This is a genomic window from Actinokineospora bangkokensis (assembly GCF_001940455.1).
Lineage (GTDB): Bacteria > Actinomycetota > Actinomycetes > Mycobacteriales > Pseudonocardiaceae > Actinokineospora > Actinokineospora bangkokensis.
Window position 1 is genome coordinate 226,081 of sequence record NZ_MKQR01000017.1, and the last position, 21,157, is coordinate 247,237.

A 21,157-nucleotide genomic window follows, 5' to 3' on the forward strand; every position below is an offset into this window, starting at 1 on the left:
GCGGGCCCTGGCTGCCCTGCGGGGGCGGCGCGGGGGTGCCCTGGGGGCTGGGGGTGGGACCGCCTTCCGGGGTTCCCTGCGGGCCCTGATTGCCCTCGGGACCCTGGTTGAACGAGTCCTGCGGGCCCTGGTTGCCGCCGGGGCCGCTCTTGGGGTCGCCGGAGCCACCGGAGCCGCCCGGGGTGTCGAGGCCGGAGGGGGGTGGGGTTTGGGGGATGTTGGGGAGGTCGGTGCCGGTGTCGGGGCCGCTGGGGGTGTCGGGGGTGTCGGGGCCGCCGGACCGGTCTTTGGTGTGGCTGGCGGCGCCGCTGAGGAAGCCGTTGAGGCCGCCTGCCCAGAGGCTGTCGAAGTCGCCGCCGAGGGCGGCGGCGGCGCCCGCGCCGACGATGATCTCGGTGAGGCCCTCGTTGACGCCCGCGCCCCAGCGGCTGTTGTTGAAGTTGGGGTTGACCTTGTTGCCGCCCAGGTGCAGGCCGCCAGCGACCACGCCCGCGGCGCCGCCGATGGCGAAGGCCTGGCCGAGGTCTTCGAGGTTGAACTTGTCGCGCACGCCCTGCAGGTACTGGATGAGCTGGGCGAGGAACTCCTGGGCGGCCTCGGACAGGGCCTCGGAGAGGGCCATCCTGGCGAGCAGGCCGCCGATGCGGCCGAACAGGGAGGTCAGGATGCGGCGGACGGCGGCCTGGCCCGCGGCGATGAAGCCGGGGACGAGGGGGGCGGTGAACGGGTTGGACAGCGCCCAGGCGATCTCCGCGGCGGTCATCACCGCGGCGATGATCATGGAGTACTTGGCCTTCTGGACGTTGAGGCCGTACTGGTAGAGGGTGTTGGCCGTCTCCCCGGCGCTCTTGGCCAGCTGCGGGGCCGCCCGGCCCAGCCTGCGCCCGTACTCCAGGAACGCCCGGCCGCTGTCGCCGGACATGGCCTGCTGGGCCTGGCTGATCAGCGACGGCAGGTCGTTGACCGAGGTGGTGATGTCGCGGGCGATCTGGTTCCACTCGTTCGACATCATGAACAGGTCGCCCTCGCGCGACTTCGGGAAGAAGTCGCCGAACAGGATGGGCGCCAACCAGTTCAGCTCGGACGGCCACATGATCGAGCCGACCTGGGGGACGTTGTCCACGGGGCTACCCGGTCACGACGACGGTCTCACCCGGGGCCAGGGTGCGCTCCAGGCCGCCCATGAGCAGCGAGACCCGCAGCCGCGCGTCGTCGACGGGCAGCACCCACCCCTCGACGCCGGGCCCGCCGTCCACGCCCGGCTGCCGGATCATCGCGGGCGAGGCCAGGTAGGTGCCGTCGGGCTGCTCGCCCTGCTGCACCACCACCTGCTGCCCGGGTCGCAGCTGCGCGCGCAGCATCCCGACGAAGGTGTCGCGCTCCGCCGCCGGGTCGGCCGGGAAGGGCAGGACCTCGCGCTGACCCGCGGGGGTGTCGATGAACTGCGTGGCCGGGATGCCCGGCAGCGCGGGCTCCAGGGCGGACTGGATCGGGTCGATCCCGGGCAGGGCGGGCAGCAGCTGCGCCTCAGCGACGGGCTCCAGCCCCCGGCTCGGCTCCAGCGGCTGCAACGGCTCCATCCGCCTGGCCAGCGGCAACCCGTCCTCGGTGAACTCCTGCGGCGCATCAGCGCGCAACCGCGGCAGCGCACTCACCGTGTCCATCCGCCGCGCCAGCGGCAGCCCATCCTCGGTGAACTCCTGCGGCGCATCAGCGCGCAACCGCGGCAGCGCACTCACCGTGTCCATCCGCCGCGCCAGCGGCAACCCGTCCTCGGTGAACTCCTGCGGGGAGTCGGCGCGCACCCGGGAGTGCAGGGTGCCCTCCTTCGGCTGCTCCACCACCCGCTTCGCCACCCGCTGACCGTCCTGGGGGGACTCCTCCCCCGGCTGGTCGGCGCGCAGCCGCGCCCCGCCCATCCTGGCCAGCCGCGCGTACCGCCTGGGGGTGGCCTCGGCGTGCTCGCCGGTGCCCGTGCCGTCGCCGGAGCCCTCCTGGGGGGCGAGCTGCTTGGCGATGCGGGTGTTGTTCTCCTCCACCCGGTCGGCGATCTTGGCCTGGAACTCCAGGCCCTCGCCGGTGGCCTGCACGCCGCGGGCCAGGTTCTGCACGCCCTTGGCCACGCCGGTCTTGAGCTTGGTGTAGGAGGCGAGCATCTTCTTGCCCGCGCTGTCGTCGCCGAAGGCCTCGGCGTAGGTGCCGTCCATGAGGTTGACCCGGCGGTAGATCTCGTAGACGCCCTCGGAGGCGTCGGTGTAGCCCTGGGCGAGGCGGCGCAGCGACTCGGTGTCCATCGACACCGGCAGGCCGCGGTGGCGGGTGGACCGGCTCGCGCCGCCGTCGGTGGAGTCGGCGCCGTCGAAGTGGTACGGGTTGTTGCTGCCGCCGCGGACCGGGTCGTTGTAGCGGTTGGTGTAGCTCACAGCTCCTCCTCCGTCAGGCCCACGACGGGCGGCTCGGGCGGCAGCACGGCGCCGATGTCGGCCTGGCCGCGCATCACCTGGCGGGCGTCGAGGCCCGGCGGGAGCATCGGGGCGAGCAGGTCGGCGGCCTCGTCGAGGGCCTTGTCCCTGGCCTCGGCGATGGTGGACAGGATCGCCGAGGCCAGTTCCGCGGGCGCCATCCGCTTGTAGGCACCGGTGGGGAAGGAGACGTCGGTGACCTGCCCCTGGCCACCGACGGTCACCGACACGACCCGGCGCGGTGAGGTCGCCGTGGCGGCGACCTCACCGAGGCGGCGCTGGTAGTCCAGGGCCGACGCCCGCTGGTCGCGGTAGTGGGCCATGGCCTCGTCGAGCTGCTGTTCCAGCGGTGCCGACACGCCTGCCTCCCGGGATATCGGGTCCGGAGTCGAGTAAAGGAGCCACCCACCGCGCCGACAAGCGCCCAACCGTCCACCTGGGCAGACCGGGAACGCTTGTTGCCCGAACTACCCGACCGACGCCAGGCCCGGCACCGGGCCCAGCGCGGGCGCCGGGCGCAGGTCGGCCGCGGCCAGGGTGCGCGAGGCCACCGCGGCGGCCAACCGGTCGGCGAAGCGGTGCACCGCGTGCGCGGTGCGCAGGTCGCCGTCGCGCACCTGGTCGGCCAGCGCGGCGCGCACGTCGTCGGGCACCTCGTGGCCGCGGCGCAGCAGCCTGCGCACGGCCAGCTCGGCCAGCTCGGCGTCGGTGTAGTCCTCCAGCGCCCAGGACTGCGGGAACACCTGGGCCAGCGCGCGGGAGCCGGAGAACAGCGCGGCGAGGGCGTCGTGCTCGCCCAGCAGCACCACCACCGGGTCACCCGCGAGCCTGCGCAGCCCGTCCACCAGCGACTCCACCGCCTCGGCCCGCCACTGCTCGGCGGGCCGGTCGTCGACGTCGACCACCAGCACCCCGCCGGAGGCGTCGGCGACCGCGGCGCGCAGCAGCGCCCCGGCCTGCCCCGGCCACTGTGGGGTGAGGTCGGTGCCCAGGCCGACGCGCACCAGCTGCCCGCCGGGCACCAGGCCCAGCTCGCTCAGGCACTGGGCGTAGCGGCGGGCGACCTCGCTGCGGCCGGTGCCGCGCGGGCCGCTGAGCACCAGGTTGGCCTGCTTGTTCAGCGGTTTGCGGGCGCGCACCAGCTCGGCGAGGCGGACCAGGCCGGGGCCCGCCTTCTCGCGCAGCCCCGCCTGCCCCACCAGCGCCTCCAGCCGCTGCCAGCCGCGGCTGGCGCGCACCTGGGAGGCGGGGTCGGTGGGGGCGTCGGAGCGGTCGGTCTTGGCGCCGACGGCAGCGGACAGGGCGGTGATCTCCGCGCCCAGGTCCTCGGCGGTGAGCCGGGACAGCTCGGAGTCCTTCGTGCTGGCCTGCGCGGCCAGCCGGGAGGCCTGGTTGCCGACCATCGCCTCGAACAGCTTGCGGGCGACGCGGCCGTTGCCGAAGGTCTCGTTCTTGGGCACCCCGTCGAAGTAGTCCACCAGCGCCTGCGTGGCGTCCTCGGTGAGCTCGAAGTAGTGCTTGCGGCACAGGTTGGTGGTGATGGTGACCAGCTCGTCCACCGAGTAGTTGGGGAACTCGATGGTGCGGGTGAACCGGGAGGCCATGCCGGGGTTGGAGGCGAGGAACTTCTCCATCAGCTCGGAGTAGCCCGCGACGATCACCACGAGCTCGTCGCGGTGGTCCTCCATGAACTTCATCAGGGTGTCGACGGCCTCCTGGCCGAAGTCCGGGCCGGAGCCGCCGGACTGGGCGGTGAGGGTGTAGGCCTCGTCGATGAACAGCACCCCGCCCAGGGCCTTGGTGACGACCTCGGTGGTCTTGATGGCCGTGGAGCCGATGTACTGGCCGACCAGGTCGGCGCGGGCCACCTCGACCATGTGGCCGCGGGAGAGGATGCCCAGCTCCGCCAGCACCGCCCCGTAGAGGCGGGCGACGGTGGTCTTGCCGGTGCCGGGCGGGCCCGCGAAGACCAGGTGCCGCGACATCGGCGGCATCGGCAGGCCCATCTCCTGCCGCCGCTGGGACATCTTGATGAGGTTGATCAGGCCCTTGACCTCGTGCTTGACCGAGGCCAGGCCGACCAGGGAGTCCAGCTCGCCGAGCGGGCCGGAGGGCTCGACGCCCGCGGCCTCGCCCAGGGACTGCTCGGGGTTGGGCCCGGTGGCGTGCTCGGGCTGCTCGGCCCCGGCGGGCGCCCGCTCCTCGCGGGCGGCGGCGGGCACGGCGGGGATGGCCGCGGACAGCTCCTCCAGGCCGGAGGCCACCACCGCGCCGGTGAGCTGCTCGACGGTGACCCGGTCGCCCTCGGCGGGCCTGCGCAGCGCCTCGCCCGCGTTGTCGCGCAGGGTGCAGCGGCTGACCAGGACCGGTTCGGTCGTCTCGACCCGCACGCCGTCGGCGGCGGCGCCGGTGACCTCGCACTCGCGCAGCTCCGCGCGCCCGCCCGCGCCGATGAGCACGCCGTTGCGGCCCGCCCCGCGCACCCGGCAGCGGGTCATCGTGGCCGAGCCGCCGCCCGCCACCAGCACCGCGTCGCCCGCGGCCTCGACGACCTCGCTGTCGCGCAGGCCCACGGCGCTGTCCGCGCCGACCCGCACCCCGCCCGCGCGCAGCAGCGCGGAGGTGACCTCGGCGCGGGCGCCGCCGCTGAGCGCCACCCCGTCGCCGCCGACGGCGGTGATCCGCAGGTCCGACAGCACGCCGCGGGAGGAGTCCGACAGCGCCACGGCGGTCTCGCCGCGCACCTCGACGACCCCGTCGGACAGCGCCAGCGCAGACCCGGCGCGCACCTGCACGCCCGGGCCGGACTCCGCGGCCAGGCGCAGCCCGGCGAAGCGGGCGTCGGCGCCGCCCTCGACCACGACCGCGCCCTGCTTGCAGCCGCGGACGGTGGTGCGCTCGAAGACCGGCTTGCTGTCGGCCTCGACGATGACGCCGACGCCGGAGTCCTCGACCCGGCAGTCGGTGAACCGGGGCGCCGAGCCGCCGGTGACGTGCACGGCGTTGCGGCCCGCGCCGGTGAAGCGGCAGCCGGTGAGCTCGGTGGCCGAGCCCGCGGCGATGTGCGCGGACTGCACCGGGGCACCGGTGAACACCGAGTCCGCGATGGACACCGCGCCGGTGGTGAGCAGGTAGAGGTCGAGCGCGGTGCTGCCGGAGACGGTGAGCGCGCGCGCCTTGGCCTGGCCCTGCTTCTCCACGACGACGGCGGGCTTGCCCGCGCCGACGACGGAGACCTGCTCCAGCACCGCGCGGGCGCTGTCGTTGACGCAGATCCCGTTGCCCTGCACGCGCTCGACGGCGGTGCGGCGCAGGGCCAGCGCGCCCCGGTCGGCCAGCACCACGCCGGAGGAGCCGATGTCGTGCAGCGCGGTGTCCTCGACGGTGCCCTCCACCGGGGAGGTCACCACGATGCCCGCGCCCGCGGAGTTGGCGATGTCGCAGCCGCGCAGCGCCACCCGCCCCTGCCCGCGGCCGAGCACCGCGGCCCACGCCGAGCCGGAGATGCGGCACTCGTCGAGGGCGATCTCCCCGCCGTGCACGTCGACCACGGGGGCCTTGGTGTCGGTGGAGGTCAGCACCAGCCCGCGCAGCTGCACCGCCTCGGCGCCGCTGACCACGGTGCTGCCCTGGGTCGAGTGCACCTCCACGGTGCCGGGGCCGTCCTCGGCGACCACGGTGACGAGCCTGGTGAACACCAGGTTCTCGGCGTAGCGGCCGGGCAGCACGCTGATCGTGGCGCCGGGCCCGGCGGCGTTCAGCGCGGCGGTGATGGTCGGGTACGAGCCGGGCTTGTCCGCGGAGACCACCAGCAGCTGTCGGTTCATCGTGCGCTCCCTCCCGCGTCCACCGCGCCTACACCAGCCCCGGCAGGGCGCGGAACCGCGGCGCGGCCTCCGCCTCGACCGCCGGGCCGGTGCCCCCGGCCCGGGCGGCGGCCCACCGCTCGGCCCGCTGGCGCAGCGAGGTGACCGCCAGCTCGTCGAGGGACACCTTGTCCGCGTCCACCCGGCCCTGCGCGTCGATCTCGGTGGCGGCCAGCTCGCGCAGCATGATCGTGGCCCGCCCGCCGTCGGTGGCCGGGGCCAGCGACAGCACCTTGAAGCTGGTGCCCGGCACGAACACCACCCGGTCGGCCACCTGGCCGGTGTCCGGTTCGAGCAGCCGGGTGCGGCGGGCGGTCATCGACCACAGCAGCACGTCGGTGTCGCCGTCGAGGCCCGCGGCGGGCTCGGTGAGCGCGTGCCCGAAGCCCCACTCGGTGACCAGCTGGTTGCCCTCGTAGAGCGCCCACTGGGCGGCGTCGACGGCGGTGGTGACGATCGCCGGGCCGCGGTGGGTGGGCAGCCGGTTGAGCCCGGAGACCGCGCAGCGGGCCAGCGGCACGTGCGGGCCGACCGCGGCCGTGCGCAGCGCGTCGTCGACCGGGACGCCCTGCGGGGACAGGTAGAGCCGCAGCGCCACCGCGTCGGTGACCAGCTCGGCGGAGTTGCGCGACAGCGCGCCCTGGAAGCCGGGGTGCTCGGACAGCACGCGCAGCACCGCGTTGGACATGGTGCCGTAGTCCTGGTCGAGGGTGCGGCGCAGCCAGGAGCGCTCGTCGTCGATGCCGCGCCGGGGCAGCAGCGCCGCCGCCTCGGGCGACGGGGTCGGCTGCAACCGGGGCTCGGCCCGCCGGGCCCGCTGGGGCTCGGCGGGTGCCGCGGGCTCGGCGGCGGGCTCGGGCCGGGCCTGGGCCGCGGTGTCTTGGGGCGGCGCGGGCCGGGGTTCGGTGCGCGCGGGGGCGCCGGGCTCCGACGGCGACAGGTCCGGCAGCGGCGGGGCGGCGGTCGGCCGGTCGGCCGACGACCGGGCGGTGGGCGGCGGGGTGGTCGGCGCCGGGGCGGCCTGCGGCGGCGCGGCGGCGGCCGGGGGTTGCGCGGCGGGCTGCTCGGGAGCGGGTCGCCTGGTCGTCGGCTGCGGCGCCCACGGCGAGTCCGCGGCGGGCGCGTCGATGCCCGCGGGCGCGCTGGCCGCCGACAGGTCCGGCAGCGGCGGCGGGGCGGCCGGGGCGGGCGCCGGGGTGGCCGGGACCGGCTCGGCGGTGGCGGTGGCGGGGTCGGCGAAGTCGTCGAAGTCGGTGGTGCCGAAGCCCTCGCCGCCCAGCTCGTCGAACGGGGCCGGGGACGAGCCGACCAGCACCAGCTCCTCGGGGATGTCGTCCGGGCCGGACACCGGCCGGATCGACACCAGCCCGGCGTCGGCGCCCGCCCCGTCCCCACCGCGGCGGCCGGGGGCGGGGATGGCCTCGGTGCTCGACGCCTCGATCTGCAGCGCCGGGCCCTGGGCGGGCGGCTGCTGGCCCGCGCGCAGCGACCCGCCCGCCTCGATGGCGCCGAACGAGCGGTGCGCCAGGTGCCCGCCGGAGAAGCGCAGCCGCGCGGCGGGCACCACCCGGCCGTGCCTGCGGGCGTCCTCGGCCAGCCGGGCCAGCACGTCCTCGGCCAGCGCCTTCATCCTGGCGGCGACCTCCTCGGTGGAGGTGTCGAACACGACCAGCGGGCCGCGCTGGTCCACCGTCACCGCGCGCACGTCGGCGGCGCCGTCGACCTCGTGCGGCGGGCGCATCCACAGCCCGGCCTGGATCACCTCGATGACCGCGTCCGGGGCGTACCAGTACACCGCGGGCGAGACCTCCTCGACGGCGAAGTCGGGGTGGCGGTGGCTGCGCAGCACCGGCTGCTCGGCCCGCTCCCCCTCCGCGCGCGGCTGGTAGCCCAGCTCGCGCACGAAGGGCACCCAGCCGCGGGTGCCGTCCACGCCGATGGTCCAGATCTCCGGGTGCTCGCCCTCGCCGAAGGGCAGACCGGCGTAGCTGGTGACCTCGGCGCCGAGCAGGTCGGCCAGCGCCTGCCCGAACGGCACGCCCTCGGGCAGGCGCACCGGGCCGTACTGGGCGAAGCGCACCTTGTCCTTGACGTCGTCGGGCAGCTTGCGCCAGAACCGGGCCACGTCGTCGAGGGAGACCGGCGGGGTGCCCGGGCAGCCGATGACGACCGCGAGCACCTCCGGCTGGCAGCTCAGCGCGCCGACGAGCATCACCCGGCGGTCGCGGACGGTGGACTCGTGCCCGACCGGGCGCAGCCACACCCCGCCCGGCAGCGGCTCGGCCACGCCGGTGGAGCTGGTGGGCCACGGCTCGGCCACCGCGTCGACGTCCCAGGACGGGCGCGGGAAGCGCTTGGCCTCCCACTCCGGCGGGTGGCCGGGGCGGCAGCGCACCCAGCCGCTGCCGCGGCCGGAGTGGACGAACAGGTTGCCGCCGGTGGCGCGCACGACGGCGCCGTCGGGGGCCACGACGGTGCGGCCCAGCCGCTCGGCCAGCCACTGCCCGGCCAGCGCGGTCATCTCCCGCGACCGGCCGCCGATGATCAGCCGCACGCCGCGCTTGCCCTTGGGCACCGCCTGGGCGATGGCCTCCCAGGCGGTCACCGGGGCGTCCGGCGGCAGGTCGACCACCACCAGGTCGTGCTCGGCGTCGGGGGCGACGGTGAGCGCGAGCACCTGGGTCTCGGTGGTCATCCCGGCCCGGGGGTGGACGACGGTCGCGTTGCCCACGACGTTGCCCGCGAACTCCGGGTCGGGCTCGCGCCGGTCCCGGCGCCTGGTCAGCAGCGACATGGCGTCATCCCTTCCGCTGGGGCGCGCCCGCGGCCGCCCGGGACAGGGCGGGCCCGGAGGGCAGCTGGTCCAGCACCTCGGTCGCCACCGGCACGGGCGGGATGCCGCCCAGGCCGAGTGCGCTGATGGAGTCGTCGTCGACGAGCTCGAACTTGCGGCCCTGGTCGTCGATGAGGAAGCGGTCGGGCTTCTCCGCGCCCGCGCGCACCGGCACGGCCGCGACGAGCATCCCGCCCGCCGGGCGGACCTTGGCCGCGGCCTCGGTGTTGACGTCGGCGCCGTGCGCCACGACCAGCTCGCTCTTGACCGCCACGCCCTCGGCGTGCTGGCGCAGGCAGAACGCGCCGTCGCCGGGGTCGATGGCGCGGGTGCCGAGCAGGTCGGGCAGCCGGGCCATCAGGGACGTGTCCGGTGAGCGGGGCGCGGCCACGATGTCCTGCGCGCCCAGCCGCACCGGGGCGACCTGGGCCTTGGCGCCGAGCAGCGCGAACTCGGTGGCGGTGAGCGGGGCGAGCCCGTCGGCGCGCAGCACGTAGAACTGGTCCGGCTGGCCCGCGCCGACCTCGTGGCGGAACAGCGCGCCGACCGCGGTGGGGCTGCCGCCGATGGCCGGTCCCTGCTCGCCCGCGCCGGGGACCTCCGCGGCGCCGATGACCGGACCGGTGGGCAGGCCGTTGAGCCACGCGTCGGGCGCCACCCGCGGCGGCATCGTCGGCAGGCCCAGGGCGATCGGCACCGTCGGGTCGGCCAGCGGGAACTTCACGTTGCGCCACACCACGAACTGCTGGCCCGCCGGGGAGGCCACCGGCAGGTAGCGGTCGCCGCCGAAGGTGTCCTGGTCGCCGGTGATGTCGATGGACATCGTCATCGCCAGCGAGCGGCCGTCCGGGGCGGGGAAGCCGGGCAGGCACAGCAGCCACGGGCCAGCGGACAGGTCCGCGCCCGTGGGCACCACCTGCGGGCCCGCCGCCACGCCGATCGGGCCGCCGCGGCGCAGGCCGTCCAGCGACGCCCGCTTGATCATCTCCACGTGCGCGCCGGAGCCCTGCACCAGCAGCGCCGAGGCGTGGTTGAGCACCGGGCGCAGCTCGCCGTCGAGGTAGACGTAGCGGGTGCCGGTCTCCTCCTCGACCAGGATCGCGCCCTGCTGCTGCCACGCGGTGTTGCCGCCGGGCACGATCAGCCCGTAGATGCCGAAGCCCGCGGCGATGAGCACGGCCAGGCCCAGCCCCACCAGGAAGCCGAAGCCGCTGCGCCGCTCGGGCTGCTCCAGCCGGGAGGAGTCGCCGAGCACCAGCGCCGAGACCATCCGGCCGATGAGGAACTGGTAGGCGTTGACGCGGTCGCGCTGGGTCTGCACCGGATCAGCCCGCCAACCCGCGCGCCCAGGCGTAGAAGCCGAGCAGCTGCAGCAGGATCGGCAGCACGGCCACCGCGGTCAGGGTCTCGGACATGTCGGCCAGGTGCCCCCACAGCGGCAGCAGCCGCCGGTTCGGCGGCCGGGTGGCGGCCAGCACCAGCGACACCACCAGCCCGAGCAGCAGCACCAGGGTCACCCCGTGCCAGGCCTGCGGCATCTGCGACACCACGCCGACGACCACGAGCACCATGCCGACCACCCCGGCCGCGGTGACCGCGAGGCGCTGCCACGCGCCGAAGAACTGGCGCGAGCGCAGCAGCAGCGCGGCGGCGAACACCCCGGTGAGCGTGGGGCCCAGCCACCCGCCCGCGGTGAGCAGGTACGGGAAGCAGACGGCGAACACCGCCGAGGACGACACGGTGAGCACCGACAGGTACCGGTCGGCCCAGCCGGTGCGCTCGATGACCTGCTCCGCCGGGTGCGGCTCCAGGTCGACCTGGAGCTCCTCGGCGGTGCGCGGCAGCTGCGGGCCGCGCAGCCGGGCCGCGCGGATGGCCAGCTTGGCGGAAAGGATCATCAGCGCGAACAGCCCGGTGGACAGGATGCCCGCCGCCTGCGGCACGGTGAACCCCGCGCCGGTGCCCAACCAGACGCCCACCATGGTCTCGACGCCGACCGCGGCGATGACCCCGAAGGGCACCAGCGGGATGCGCGGCGACACGAACACCTTGGCGGTCAGCAGGACCCCGGCGGCCACCGTCGTCGCCAGCGCGCCGATGACCACCGCCATCGGCTCCAGCGCCAGCACGCCGTCCATGCCGCCGACGCCCACCAGGCCCGCGTAGGCGGCGAACGCGCAGCCCGCCAGGCCGGGGGCGGTGGTCAGCGCCAGGTCGTCGAGCTTGCGCCCGGCGGCCACCGCGGCGCCGAGGAACACCCCGGCCAGCACGCCCGCGCTGATCGTCGAGGCCAGCCCGGACAGGCTGACCTGGAGCACCAGCAGCATCGCCAGCACGGTGATGCCCGACAGCGACAGGAACAGCCACCGGCTGTACTCCGGCTGCCACCGGTCGGGCCTGCGGTTGACCGCGGTGGCCATGCCGTCGGCGATGTCGTCGAAGTCCAGCTCCGGCATCGGGTTCTCGGCCGGGCGCAGGTAGAGCTGCTCGCCCTCCAGCAGGTCCAGCGTCTCCGGGGTGCCGTCGGGGTCCAGCGGCGGCTCCCCGAGGCGCTGGAGCACCCACGAGCCCTCGTGGCTGTCCTGCCCGCGCAGGGTGTGGCGGACCAGCACGGGCAGCAGCCCGGCGATGGTGGACGAGATCGGGACGGCCACGTCCGCGCGCCCGTCCGGGCCGACCACCGTCAGCCTGCACGTCTCGGCACTGCGCGCCGCTGTCATCGCCGCTCCTCCCCGTCCCGCTCCGCTCGTCCTGCCCCGCCGCCCGGCGGCCCGCCCGGGCTCACCGGCCACCCACCGGCACGTCGGCCTGCACCAGCGCCGTCTGCACCAGCTTCACCCCGCGCCTGGTCACCAGCTGCGCGCGCCCCGGGGGCAGCTTGCGCGGCTGGGCCTCGCCGAGGAACTTGCCCTCCTCCTTGGGGTAGGCCAGCACCAGGCCGGGCGTGCCCAGCTCCCACAGCCGCCGCAGCACCGGGTCGACCATGGCGCGCATCGCCCCGGAGGTGGAGCGGGCGATGACCACGTGCAGGCCGATGTGCACGCCCTGGGCCAGCAGCGGCAGCACCGGGTCCAGCGCCGAGCCCATGCCCATCGGCCTGGCCAGCAGCTCGTAGTCGTCGATCACCACGAACAGCTCGGGGCCGGTGTACCAGTCGCGCAGCCGCAGCCGGTCGGGGGCGACGTCCTCGCCGGGCACCCGGCGGCCCATCGACACCGCCGCCTTGCCGATCAGCTCGTGCAGGCTGTCGGCGGTGATGGCGTAGCCGATGCGGTAGTCGTCGCTGACCGCGGTGTCGAGGTCGCGGCGGGAGTCCCCGAGCAGGATCTTGGCCTGGCCGGGGGCGTAGCGGCGGCGCACGTTCTCGATGACCAGCCGCAGCAGGTTGGTCTTGCCGGTCTCGTTGTCCCCGAACACCATCAGGTGCGGGGTGGCGCCGAAGTCGTGCCACACCGGCAGCAGGCGCTGCTCGTCGTAGCCGAGCACCATCCGCATCGGGTCGTGCTCCGGGGCGGGCAGCTCCGCGACGTCCAGGCGGGTCGGCAGCAGCCGCACCGGCGGGGCCGAGCGGCCCGGCCAGAACGTGCGCACCTCCTCGGCGATGGCCTTGGTGGCCGAGGCGAGGTCGGTGGTGTCGGAGCTGCCGTCCAGCCGCGGCAGCGCGGTGAGGAAGTGCAGCCCGTCGGTGGTGATGCCGCGGCCGGGCTGGTTGGGCACGGTGGCCGCCTTGCGCGAGCCGACCTCGGACTCCATCGCGTCGCCCAGGCGCAGCTCGTAGCGGGTGCCCAGCAGGTCGCGCAGCCACGGCCGGATCTCCGACCAGCGGTTGGCCGCGACGACGACGTGGATGCCGAAGCTGAGCCCGCGCGAGGCCAGCTCGTTGATCCTGGTCTCCAGCTCGGCGTAGTCCTGGCGCAGCGAGAACCAGCCGTCGACGACGAGGAACACGTCGCCGTGGGCGTCCTCGAACTCCCCGGCCCGGTGCCGCTCGCGGTAGTCGGCGATGGAGTCCAGGCCCAGCTCGGTGAACAGCGCCTCGCGCCGCTCCATGACCCCGACCAGCTCCTCGATGGTGCGCACCACGCGGTCGCGCTCCAGGCGGGTGGCCACCGAGCCGACGTGCGGCAGCCCGGAGATCGACATGATGCCGCCGCCGCCGAAGTCCAGCCCGTAGAACTGGACCTCCTCGGGGGTGTGGGTGGCCGACAGGGCCAGGATCAGCGTGCGCAGCAGGGTGGACTTGCCGGTCTGCGGGGCGCCCACCACCGCCACGTGCCCGTCGGCGCCGGACAGGTCGGCCACCAGCAGCTCGCGCAGCTGCTCGTACGGGCGGTCGATCATGCCCAGCGGCACCCGCAGCTGCCCGCGCACCGACGGGTCGTCGACGATCATGCCGCGCACCGGGTCGGGCAGCACCGAGGGCAGCAGCGAGTCCAGCGACGGCGAGGCGGCCAGCGGCGGCAGCCACACCTGGCGGGCGGGCGGGCCCGCGCCCTGCAACCGGTTGATCAGGGTGTCCATCAGCGACGGGGTCTTGTCGTTGACCGCCACCGGCTCCGGCTCGGGGGCGGACTCGGCCACCACCGCCTCGGCCTCGGCCACCGCCAGCTCGCCCAGGTCGGGCCGGGCGCTGGTCTCGAAGGCCACCACCCGCTGCACCGGCTCGGCGGCCCGCTCGTCCTCGCCGGTCGGCGGGGCCACGGTGTAGGGGCCGGAGACGTAGGCGCCCTTGAACCGGATGAGGTTGGTGGTGTCGAGCTTGAGGTAGCCGTTGCCCGGCTCGGAGGGCAGCTCGTAGGCCTTGGCCACGCCGATGACGCTGCGCGACTCCATGGAGGAGAAGGTGCGCAGCGCGATCCGGTAGGACAGGTGGCCCTCGACCCGGTGGATGCGGCCCTCGTCGAGGCGCTGGGAGGCCAGCAGCAGGTGCACGCCCAGCGAGCGGCCGAGGCGGCCGATGGAGACGAACAGCTCCATGAACTCCGGCTTGGCGGTCAGCAGCTCGGAGAACTCGTCGACCACCAGGAACAGGGTGGGCAGCGGGGGCAGCTGCTCGCCGCCGACGCGGGCCTTCTCGTACTCGAACAGCGACGGGTGCCCGGAGGCGCGCAGCAGCTCCTGGCGGCGGGTCATCTCGCCGTTGAGCGAGTCCTGCATGCGGTCGACCAGCGGCAGCTCGTCGGCCAGGTTGGTGATCATCGCCGAGGTGTGCGGCAGCTTCTCCATGCCCAGGAAGGTCGCGCCGCCCTTGAAGTCCACCAGGACGAAGTTGAGCACCTCGGAGGAGTGCGTGGCGGCCAGGCCGCAGACCAGGGTGCGCAGCAGCTCGGACTTGCCGGAGCCGGTGGCGCCGATGAGCATGCCGTGCGGGCCCATGCCGCCCTGGGCGGGCTCCTTGAGGTCGAGCTCGATGACCTCGCCGTCGCCGGTGACCCCGATCGGGGCCATCATCCGCGCCCGCTGCGGGGTGCGGCGGCGCCACAGCGCCTGCACGTCGAAGGTGTGCAGGTCGCGGATGCCGAGCAGGGTGGTCAGCTCGAAGTCGGACTCCAGCGGCTCCTCGGTGACGTCGACGCTGCCGCCGGTGCGCATCGGGGACAGCAGCCGGGCCAGGGTGTCGGCCTGCACCAGCGACATGGCGTCGCGCGCGGCGGTGCCGGTGCCCTCGCCCGCGGGGAACTCCACGGTGTCGCCCTTGCAGTGCAGGCGCAGCACCTTCGGGCCGCCGCGCAGGGCGCCGGTGATGTCGAGCAGGACGACGTTCTGCAGGCCCGCGCCGAGCAGCCGGGACGACTCGGGGATCGAGCCGAGGTGGGCCACCACGACGATGAACGGCTCGGCCACCCCGGGGCGGGCGGTCTTGTCGTGGTCGCCGCGGTCGGTGACGTCCGGGCCGAGCAGCGCCATCAGGTCGTCGTGCTCGGCGGCGAGCATGCGCAGCGGGCCCGCCTCGTCGCGGGCGGTGGGGTGGGCGTTGTGCGGCAGCCACTTGACCCAGTCCCACTCGGGGCGGGTCTCCTCCGGGGTGAGCACGGCCACGCGCAGCTCGTCGGGGGCGTGGAAGGTGACCAGCTGGCCCAGCACGGCCCTGGCGAGCCCGACCGAGGCGGTGAGGTCGCCCGCGAACTCCACGCTGGTGAAGCTGCGCAGGCCCACCGAGGTGGGGATGCCGCCGACGGCCCGGTAGGTCTCGCTGAACCGGCGCAGCGACACCGACGACAGCGGCTCCAGGTCCTCGATCGGCTTGGTCGAGGGCGGCACGAACTCCAGCGCCGCGGCCTGGGTGCCCAGGCCGATGCGGGCGCGGGCGAAGTCGTCGTGCCCGCCGCGGCGCTCCCACACCCGGGGCCCGGTGGCGACCGACCACAGCCACTGCGGGTCGGGGTTGTTCCAGGCCACGGCCCGGCGCTGCTCGTCGGCGGCCTCGCGGGCCTGGGTGCGCAGCTGGGCGATGTAGCGCAGGTAGTCGCGCCGCTCGGACTGCATCTTGCGCTTGCGGTCGGCGCCGGGGCGGATGAGCTGGCTCAGGCTCATGCAGATCATCGCGGTGCCCATCGCCCCGCCCATGACGTACATCAGCGGCGAGCCGTTGGACATGGAGAACATCAGGACCATGGCGATGGTGCCGATGCCCATCGGCAGGTACATCAGCATCGAGCTGAAGTCGCGCTGCGCGGGCTCGGCCATCACCGGCGGCTCCTGGAGCTCCACCTGGCCGCGCGGCATCTCCGGCCCGGCCGCGCGCGGCGGGCGCTTGACGGTGATCGTGCTCATTCCAGCACCCCCGACGGTGTCGACCCGCCGGAGCCCCAGACGTCACCGGTCTGCTTGAGCAGGTCGGCGGAGGTGCGCTCCTCCTCGGCGTCGGGCTCGGGCTCGGGTTCGGGCTGCGGTTCGTCCTCGTCGTCCTCGACGAACCCGGCGCCGCAGAGCACCGGCCGCCGCTCCGGCTCGCCGGACTCGACCGGCTTGCGCCGCTGGAAGGTCTCCCGCTGGTCGGCGGGCTCCTCGCCCACCCAGGGCTCGGCGCTGCGCTCGGTGTGGTCCGGTGCCGCCTGCTCCACGGGCTGCTCGGCGGCAGGCGGCACCGACAGCGGCACGGCGAACAGGCCCGGCATCGCCATGTCCCACGACCGCGCGTCGGCGCGCTCGGCATCCACCGCGACCACGGCGACCCGGCCCGCGGCGGGCTGCTCCACCCGCTGCTCGGCCTGCGGGGCCGCGGCGGCGGGCGGCGCTGCCGGGGCGGCCCAGTCGTCGGCCCCGGAGGCCCACGACCCCGCCCGCGGCCCGACGGCCGCCCACTCGTCGTCCTGGCGCACGGCCCACCCCGCTTCGTGGGCGGGCGCGTCCACAGAGGTCTCCAGCGAAGCGGCCGCGGTCACGCCCGGCACGGTACCCGGCGCGGGCGCGCCCTGGTCCGGCTGTCCGGTCTTGTCCGGGTACCACCGGCTCGTCGAGGGTTCCCCGGGAACGGCGGTGGGCTCCCACGCCCCGTCGCCACCCCGCACGCCCTCGGCGGGTCCGGGCTCGCGCTCGGCGCCCCGGCGCCGGTTCACCAGCGCGCCCGCGGCGAACCCGGCGGCCGCCACCCCGGCGGCGGGCAGCACCCCGCTCCACCCGCCGGGGCCCTGCGCGGGCTCGCCCGGGACGTCGGCGGGCGCCCAGGGGCTCTGCTCCTGGCCGAGCAGCTCGGAGGCGTCCGAACGCTCGGCCGCGGGCTCGTCACCGCCGGGAGCCCCGGGGACGAGGGGCATGCCGCCCGCGTGGGCCTCGCCCGCCCACGCCGCGGGGGCGGCGGCAGGCGCCTCGGTGCCGGACGGCTCGCCGGGGACGTCAGCGCCCGCCCAGGGAGCGGACCCGCTGCCGAGGAGCCCGGAGGCGTCCGAACGCTCGGCGGCGGGGGTGTCCTGACCGGCACCGGGGGCCATGGGCATGCCGGGCACGCCCTCGCCGGTGCCGTGGGCGACCGGAGCGCCCGGGGTGTCCGCCCACGCGGCGGGATCGGCGGCGGGGGCGTCGGTGCCGGTCGGCTCACCCGGGACACCGGTGCCGTCGCCCCAGGGCGCGACCTCGTTGCCCAGCAGACCTGACGAGTCCGAGCGCTCGGCAGCCGCGCCGGTGCCGCCCGCGCCGGGGGCCATGGGCATGCCGGGCACGCCCCCGCCCGGCACCTGCCCCAGCTGCGGCGCGGGCGCGCCACCGGCCCACTCGGCCGGATCGGCGGCGGGGGCGTCAGTACCGGTCGGCTCACCGGGAACCCCGGTACCGCCAGCCCACGGCGCCACCTCGTTGCCCAGCAGACCGGACGAGTCCGAACGCTCAGCGGCAGCACCATTCCCAGCGCCACCCGCACCCGGCGCCATCGGCATACCGGGCACACCGCCACCACCGGGGAACTGGCCCGCCTGGGGCGACGTGCCACCGGCCCACTCGGCCGGGTCGACAGCGGGGGCGTCAGTACCGGTCGGCTCACCCGGGATACCGGCACCGCCATCCCACGGCGCCACCTCATTACCCAGCAGGCCTGAAGAATCCGAACGCTCAGCGGCAGCGCCATTGCCCGCGCCACCCATGCCCGGCGCCATCGGCATACCTGGCATCCCACCACCGCTGCCCGGGAACTGACCCACCTGCGGCGATGTACCACCAGCCCACTCCGCCGGATCCACCGCCGGGGCATCAACCCCGGTCGGATCACCGGGAATCCCGGTACCGCCATCCCACGGCGCCACCTCATTACCCAGCAAACCGGACGAGTCCGAACGCTCAGCGGCAGCACCATTCCCAGCGCCACCCATACCCGGAGCCATCGGCATACCGGGCATCCCACCACCGCTACCCGGGAACTGACCCACCTGCGGCGCAGGCGTACCACCGGCCCACTCCGCCGGGTCCAGCGCGGGCGAGTCCACAGCAGACGGATCGCCCGGGATGCCCTCGCCGCCCTCCCAGGGCTTGAGCTCGTTGCCCAGCAGGCCGGACGAGTCCGAGCGCTCAGCGGCAGCACCATTCCCAGCGCCGCCCATGCCCGGCGCCATCGGCATGCCGGGCATGCCGCCGCCGCTGCCCGGGAACTGGCCCAGCTGCGGCGTCGGCGTCCCGCCCGCCCACTCCGCCGGGTCGAGGGCGGGGGCGTCGACGGCGGTGGGGTCGCCGGGGATCTCGGTGCCGCCCTCCCAGGGCTTGAGCTCGTTGCCCAGCAGGCCCGAGGAGTCCGAGCGCTCGGCCGCGCTGGGGTTGCCCGCGCCGCCCATGCCCATCGGGGGCGACATGGGCATGCCACCCGGGGAGCCGAAGCCGTCGCCGAGGTTGCCGCCTGCGGGGATGCTGCCGCCCGCGGCCCAGTCGGCGGGGTTGGTGGAGGGGGTCTCGATGGCGGAGGGGTCGCCGGGGAAGTCGCTGCCGCCGGTCCAGGGGGCGATCTCGTTGCCCAGCAGGCCGGAGGCGTCGGAGCGCTCGGCCGCGCCGGGGTTGCCACCGCCGCCCATGCCCATCGGGGGCGACATGGGCATGCCACCCGGCGAGCCGAAGCCGTTGCCGAGGCTGCCACCGGAGGGCATGGTGCCGCCCGCCGCCCACTCCGCGGGGTCCGTCACGGGGAGTTCGCCGGGCAGTTCGCTGCCACCGGGGAACGGGGACACGTCGCCCAGGCCGCCGGGGGCGTCCACGCCGCCGATGTCGCCCAGCCCACCCGCGCCGCCGGGCAGGCCCGCGCCGTCGGGGAAGTCCGCGCCACCGGGGAACTCGCTGCCACCGGGGAACGACGCGGGCGGCTCGACGCCGTCCAGCTCCGGCAGGCCCTCGCCCTGGGGGAAGGGGGTGGTGGTGTTGGCGCCGCTGTTGTTCTGGTTCTGGTTCTGCCCGGTGGGCATTCCCCCGCCGGGGAACGGCGCCAGCGGCATCGGGGCGCCCAGGCCGCCGGTGTCACCGGAGCCGGGCATGTCCCCGCCGGGGAACGCCTCCGGGTCGAAGACGCTGGAGCCCGCCTGGTCGCCGCCACCGCCGGGGATGTCGCCACCGGGGAACGCCTCGGGGTTGAAGTCCCCGCCGCCGGGCACGTCGCTGCCGGAGAAGGCTTCCGGGGAGAAGTTGTTCGCGCCGGGCCCGTCGCCGCCACCGGGCATGTCGCCACCGGGGAACGACTCCGGGTTGAAGTTCTCGGGGTTGCCGCTGCCGGGACCGCCGCCGGGGATGTCGCCGCCGGGGAAGTCCTGGGGGTTGTAGTCGTTACCGCCAGGCGGGGGCGTCTGGTCGAACGGCGGGGGCTGCTCCTGGTACTGGTCGGTGGGCGGCGGCTTGTAGTCGAACGGCGGGGGCTGCTCGAACTTCCAGTCCGGGGGCGGCGGGTACTCGAAGTCGGGGATGTCCGGCCCGTCGCCCCCGCCGCCGGGCCCGGGGCCGGTGAACTGGGTGGGGTCGACGACCGGGGTGCTGTCGATGGTGATGACGTACTCGCCCGCCAGCTTGGAGATGACGTTGCGCATGTCGTCGGTCATCATCTTCACGATCTCGGGCTTCTTCGAGACCATGACCAGGCCGTTGTCCATCACCGGGGCGCCCGCGTTGATGGCCTGCTGGGCGTACCAGCCGTCGATGGCCTCCATCTGGTGCTGCGCCCAGGCCAGCTGCTGGCCGTTGAGGTGCAGCTGCCTGGCCACGTCGGTGCGGCCGCTGGGACCGCCGCCGAGCTGGGTCGCGCGCGCCTTGACGTAGGCCGAGAGCAGCTCCATCTTCTGCTGGAACGCCGTGGCCGCCTCGCCCTGCCACGGGCCGTTCTCGCCCACCAGCGAGCGCGCCTGGGCCTGGATCGACTCGGCGACCATCTCCAGCACGCCGCGGGTGTAGTTGATCTTGTTGGCGGCGTCGTAGAACGTGCTCGGGTCGGCGATGGAGTGGACGCGGTCAGCGCGCTCCTGCTCGCTGACCGCGTCGTCACCCTGGGTCGGCACCGCGGCCGAGCCCACGACGGCGGCCTTGATGTGCTTCCAGTCCCACCCCATGTAGTCCTTGGGGTCCGACGAGCTGCCGGGGCCGTCGCCCCAGTAGCCGGAGTCATCGTTCTCACCGGGGACGTCGAAGCCGTCGCCGTCCGTGGGTGTGGTCACCGCAGCCCCTCAACCGCCACTCGGAGGACCGTCCGGAACAGTCCACTTGCGAACAGGATCAGACCCACCGGGCGCACCGCGTCAGATCGAGCCGGTGGCGCCCAACCCCGTGATCTCGCTGTTGACGTCGGAGAAGTTCTTGTTGAGCTTCTCCGAGGTCATCGAGTTGAGCTCCTCGGCGCTGTCGTACTCGGTCTTCATCCGCCCGACGGCCTCGGTCACCAGCTGCAGGGCGTCCTGCAGGTTGCCGATGAACTCGTGGGTGTCCTTGGCCAGGCCCTTGCCGCCCATCTCACCGCCGCCGATGGCCGAGCGCACCTTGTTGGCCACCGCGAAGGTGCCCGGTGCGACGAACAGCCCGTCGAGGTCGGCCAGCGGCTTGTCGAGGTGGCCGCGCAGCACGGTCATGTTCTCGGCGAAGGTCTGCAACGCCGCGGTGTTCACCCGGGTGTCCTTGCCGCCGTCGGCGCCGGGGCCCGGCACCGCGGGCGGGGGCGGCACACCGTCGTCGTTGACCTGGAAGGTCGACTCGGTGGGCACGTCGTTGTTGTACTCCGAGGAGTTCTCGGCGTACTCGGGGTTGCTCTCGATCCGCTTGACCTGCTCGTCGCGGTACTCGTTCCAGGCCGCGACCTCGCGCTCGAACCGCTCCTTGTCGAAGCCCGACGCGTCGCGCCAGGTGCCGTGGGGACCGGGGATCGAGTTGTGCTTCGACGCGTTGGCCTGGTCGACGAAGTCGTAGTAGCCCTTGTCGAAGACGTACCCGGTGGACGGGTCCTTGTAGCTCATGCTCACCACCCCTGTGGTCTGTCAGTGCCGGTGGCCTGTTCGTGGCCGGGGAGGGGACGGGCGAACCGGGGGCGACGCGGCGGCAACCGCCCGCGGCCC

Annotated in this window: 10 protein-coding genes; all 10 read right to left on the minus strand. The window is 75.0% G+C overall.

What is annotated here, in order from left to right; translation table 11 throughout:
* The coding region (locus tag BJP25_RS34225) for a WXG100-like domain-containing protein (protein WP_456318646.1) at positions 1 to 1,123 on the minus strand (1,123 nt) is incomplete at its 3' end.
* A gap of 4 nt (positions 1,124 to 1,127) precedes the next feature.
* Entirely contained in the window at positions 1,128 to 2,423 is a 1,296-nt protein-coding gene (locus tag BJP25_RS17830; protein ID WP_075976078.1) for a hypothetical protein, read from the minus strand.
* Positions 2,420 to 2,821: a YbaB/EbfC family nucleoid-associated protein gene (locus BJP25_RS17835; protein WP_233158132.1), complete on the minus strand. Its 402-nt coding sequence runs from the start codon at positions 2,819 to 2,821 to the stop codon at positions 2,420 to 2,422. The genes BJP25_RS17830 and BJP25_RS17835 overlap by 4 nt, the downstream gene beginning before the upstream one ends.
* Positions 2,822 to 2,929: 108 nt before the next feature.
* Entirely contained in the window at positions 2,930 to 6,289 is a 3,360-nt protein-coding gene (locus tag BJP25_RS17840; RefSeq protein WP_198943534.1) for a right-handed parallel beta-helix repeat-containing protein, read from the minus strand.
* Between the two features lie 28 nt (positions 6,290 to 6,317).
* Positions 6,318 to 9,122 (minus strand): hypothetical protein, encoded by a 2,805-nt coding sequence (locus tag BJP25_RS34230; protein ID WP_075976079.1) that lies wholly within the window; start codon positions 9,120 to 9,122, stop codon positions 6,318 to 6,320.
* Between the two features lie 4 nt (positions 9,123 to 9,126).
* Entirely contained in the window at positions 9,127 to 10,482 is a 1,356-nt protein-coding gene (eccB, locus tag BJP25_RS17850) for a type VII secretion protein EccB (RefSeq protein ID WP_075976080.1), read from the minus strand.
* Between the two features lie 4 nt (positions 10,483 to 10,486).
* Complete coding sequence (gene eccD / locus BJP25_RS17855) at positions 10,487 to 11,881, minus strand: type VII secretion integral membrane protein EccD (protein ID WP_075976081.1); 1,395 nt, start codon at positions 11,879 to 11,881, stop codon at positions 10,487 to 10,489.
* 61 nt (positions 11,882 to 11,942) lie between these two features.
* Positions 11,943 to 15,935 (minus strand): type VII secretion protein EccCa, encoded by a 3,993-nt coding sequence (eccCa, locus tag BJP25_RS17860; RefSeq protein ID WP_075976082.1) that lies wholly within the window; start codon positions 15,933 to 15,935, stop codon positions 11,943 to 11,945.
* Positions 15,932 to 20,269: a hypothetical protein gene (locus tag BJP25_RS17865; RefSeq protein ID WP_075976083.1), complete on the minus strand. Its 4,338-nt coding sequence runs from the start codon at positions 20,267 to 20,269 to the stop codon at positions 15,932 to 15,934. Before BJP25_RS17865 ends, eccCa begins: the two co-directional genes overlap by 4 nt.
* Before the next feature lie 81 nt (positions 20,270 to 20,350).
* Complete coding sequence (locus tag BJP25_RS17870) at positions 20,351 to 21,058, minus strand: hypothetical protein (protein ID WP_075976084.1); 708 nt, start codon at positions 21,056 to 21,058, stop codon at positions 20,351 to 20,353.
* Positions 21,059 to 21,157 lie beyond the last annotated feature (99 nt).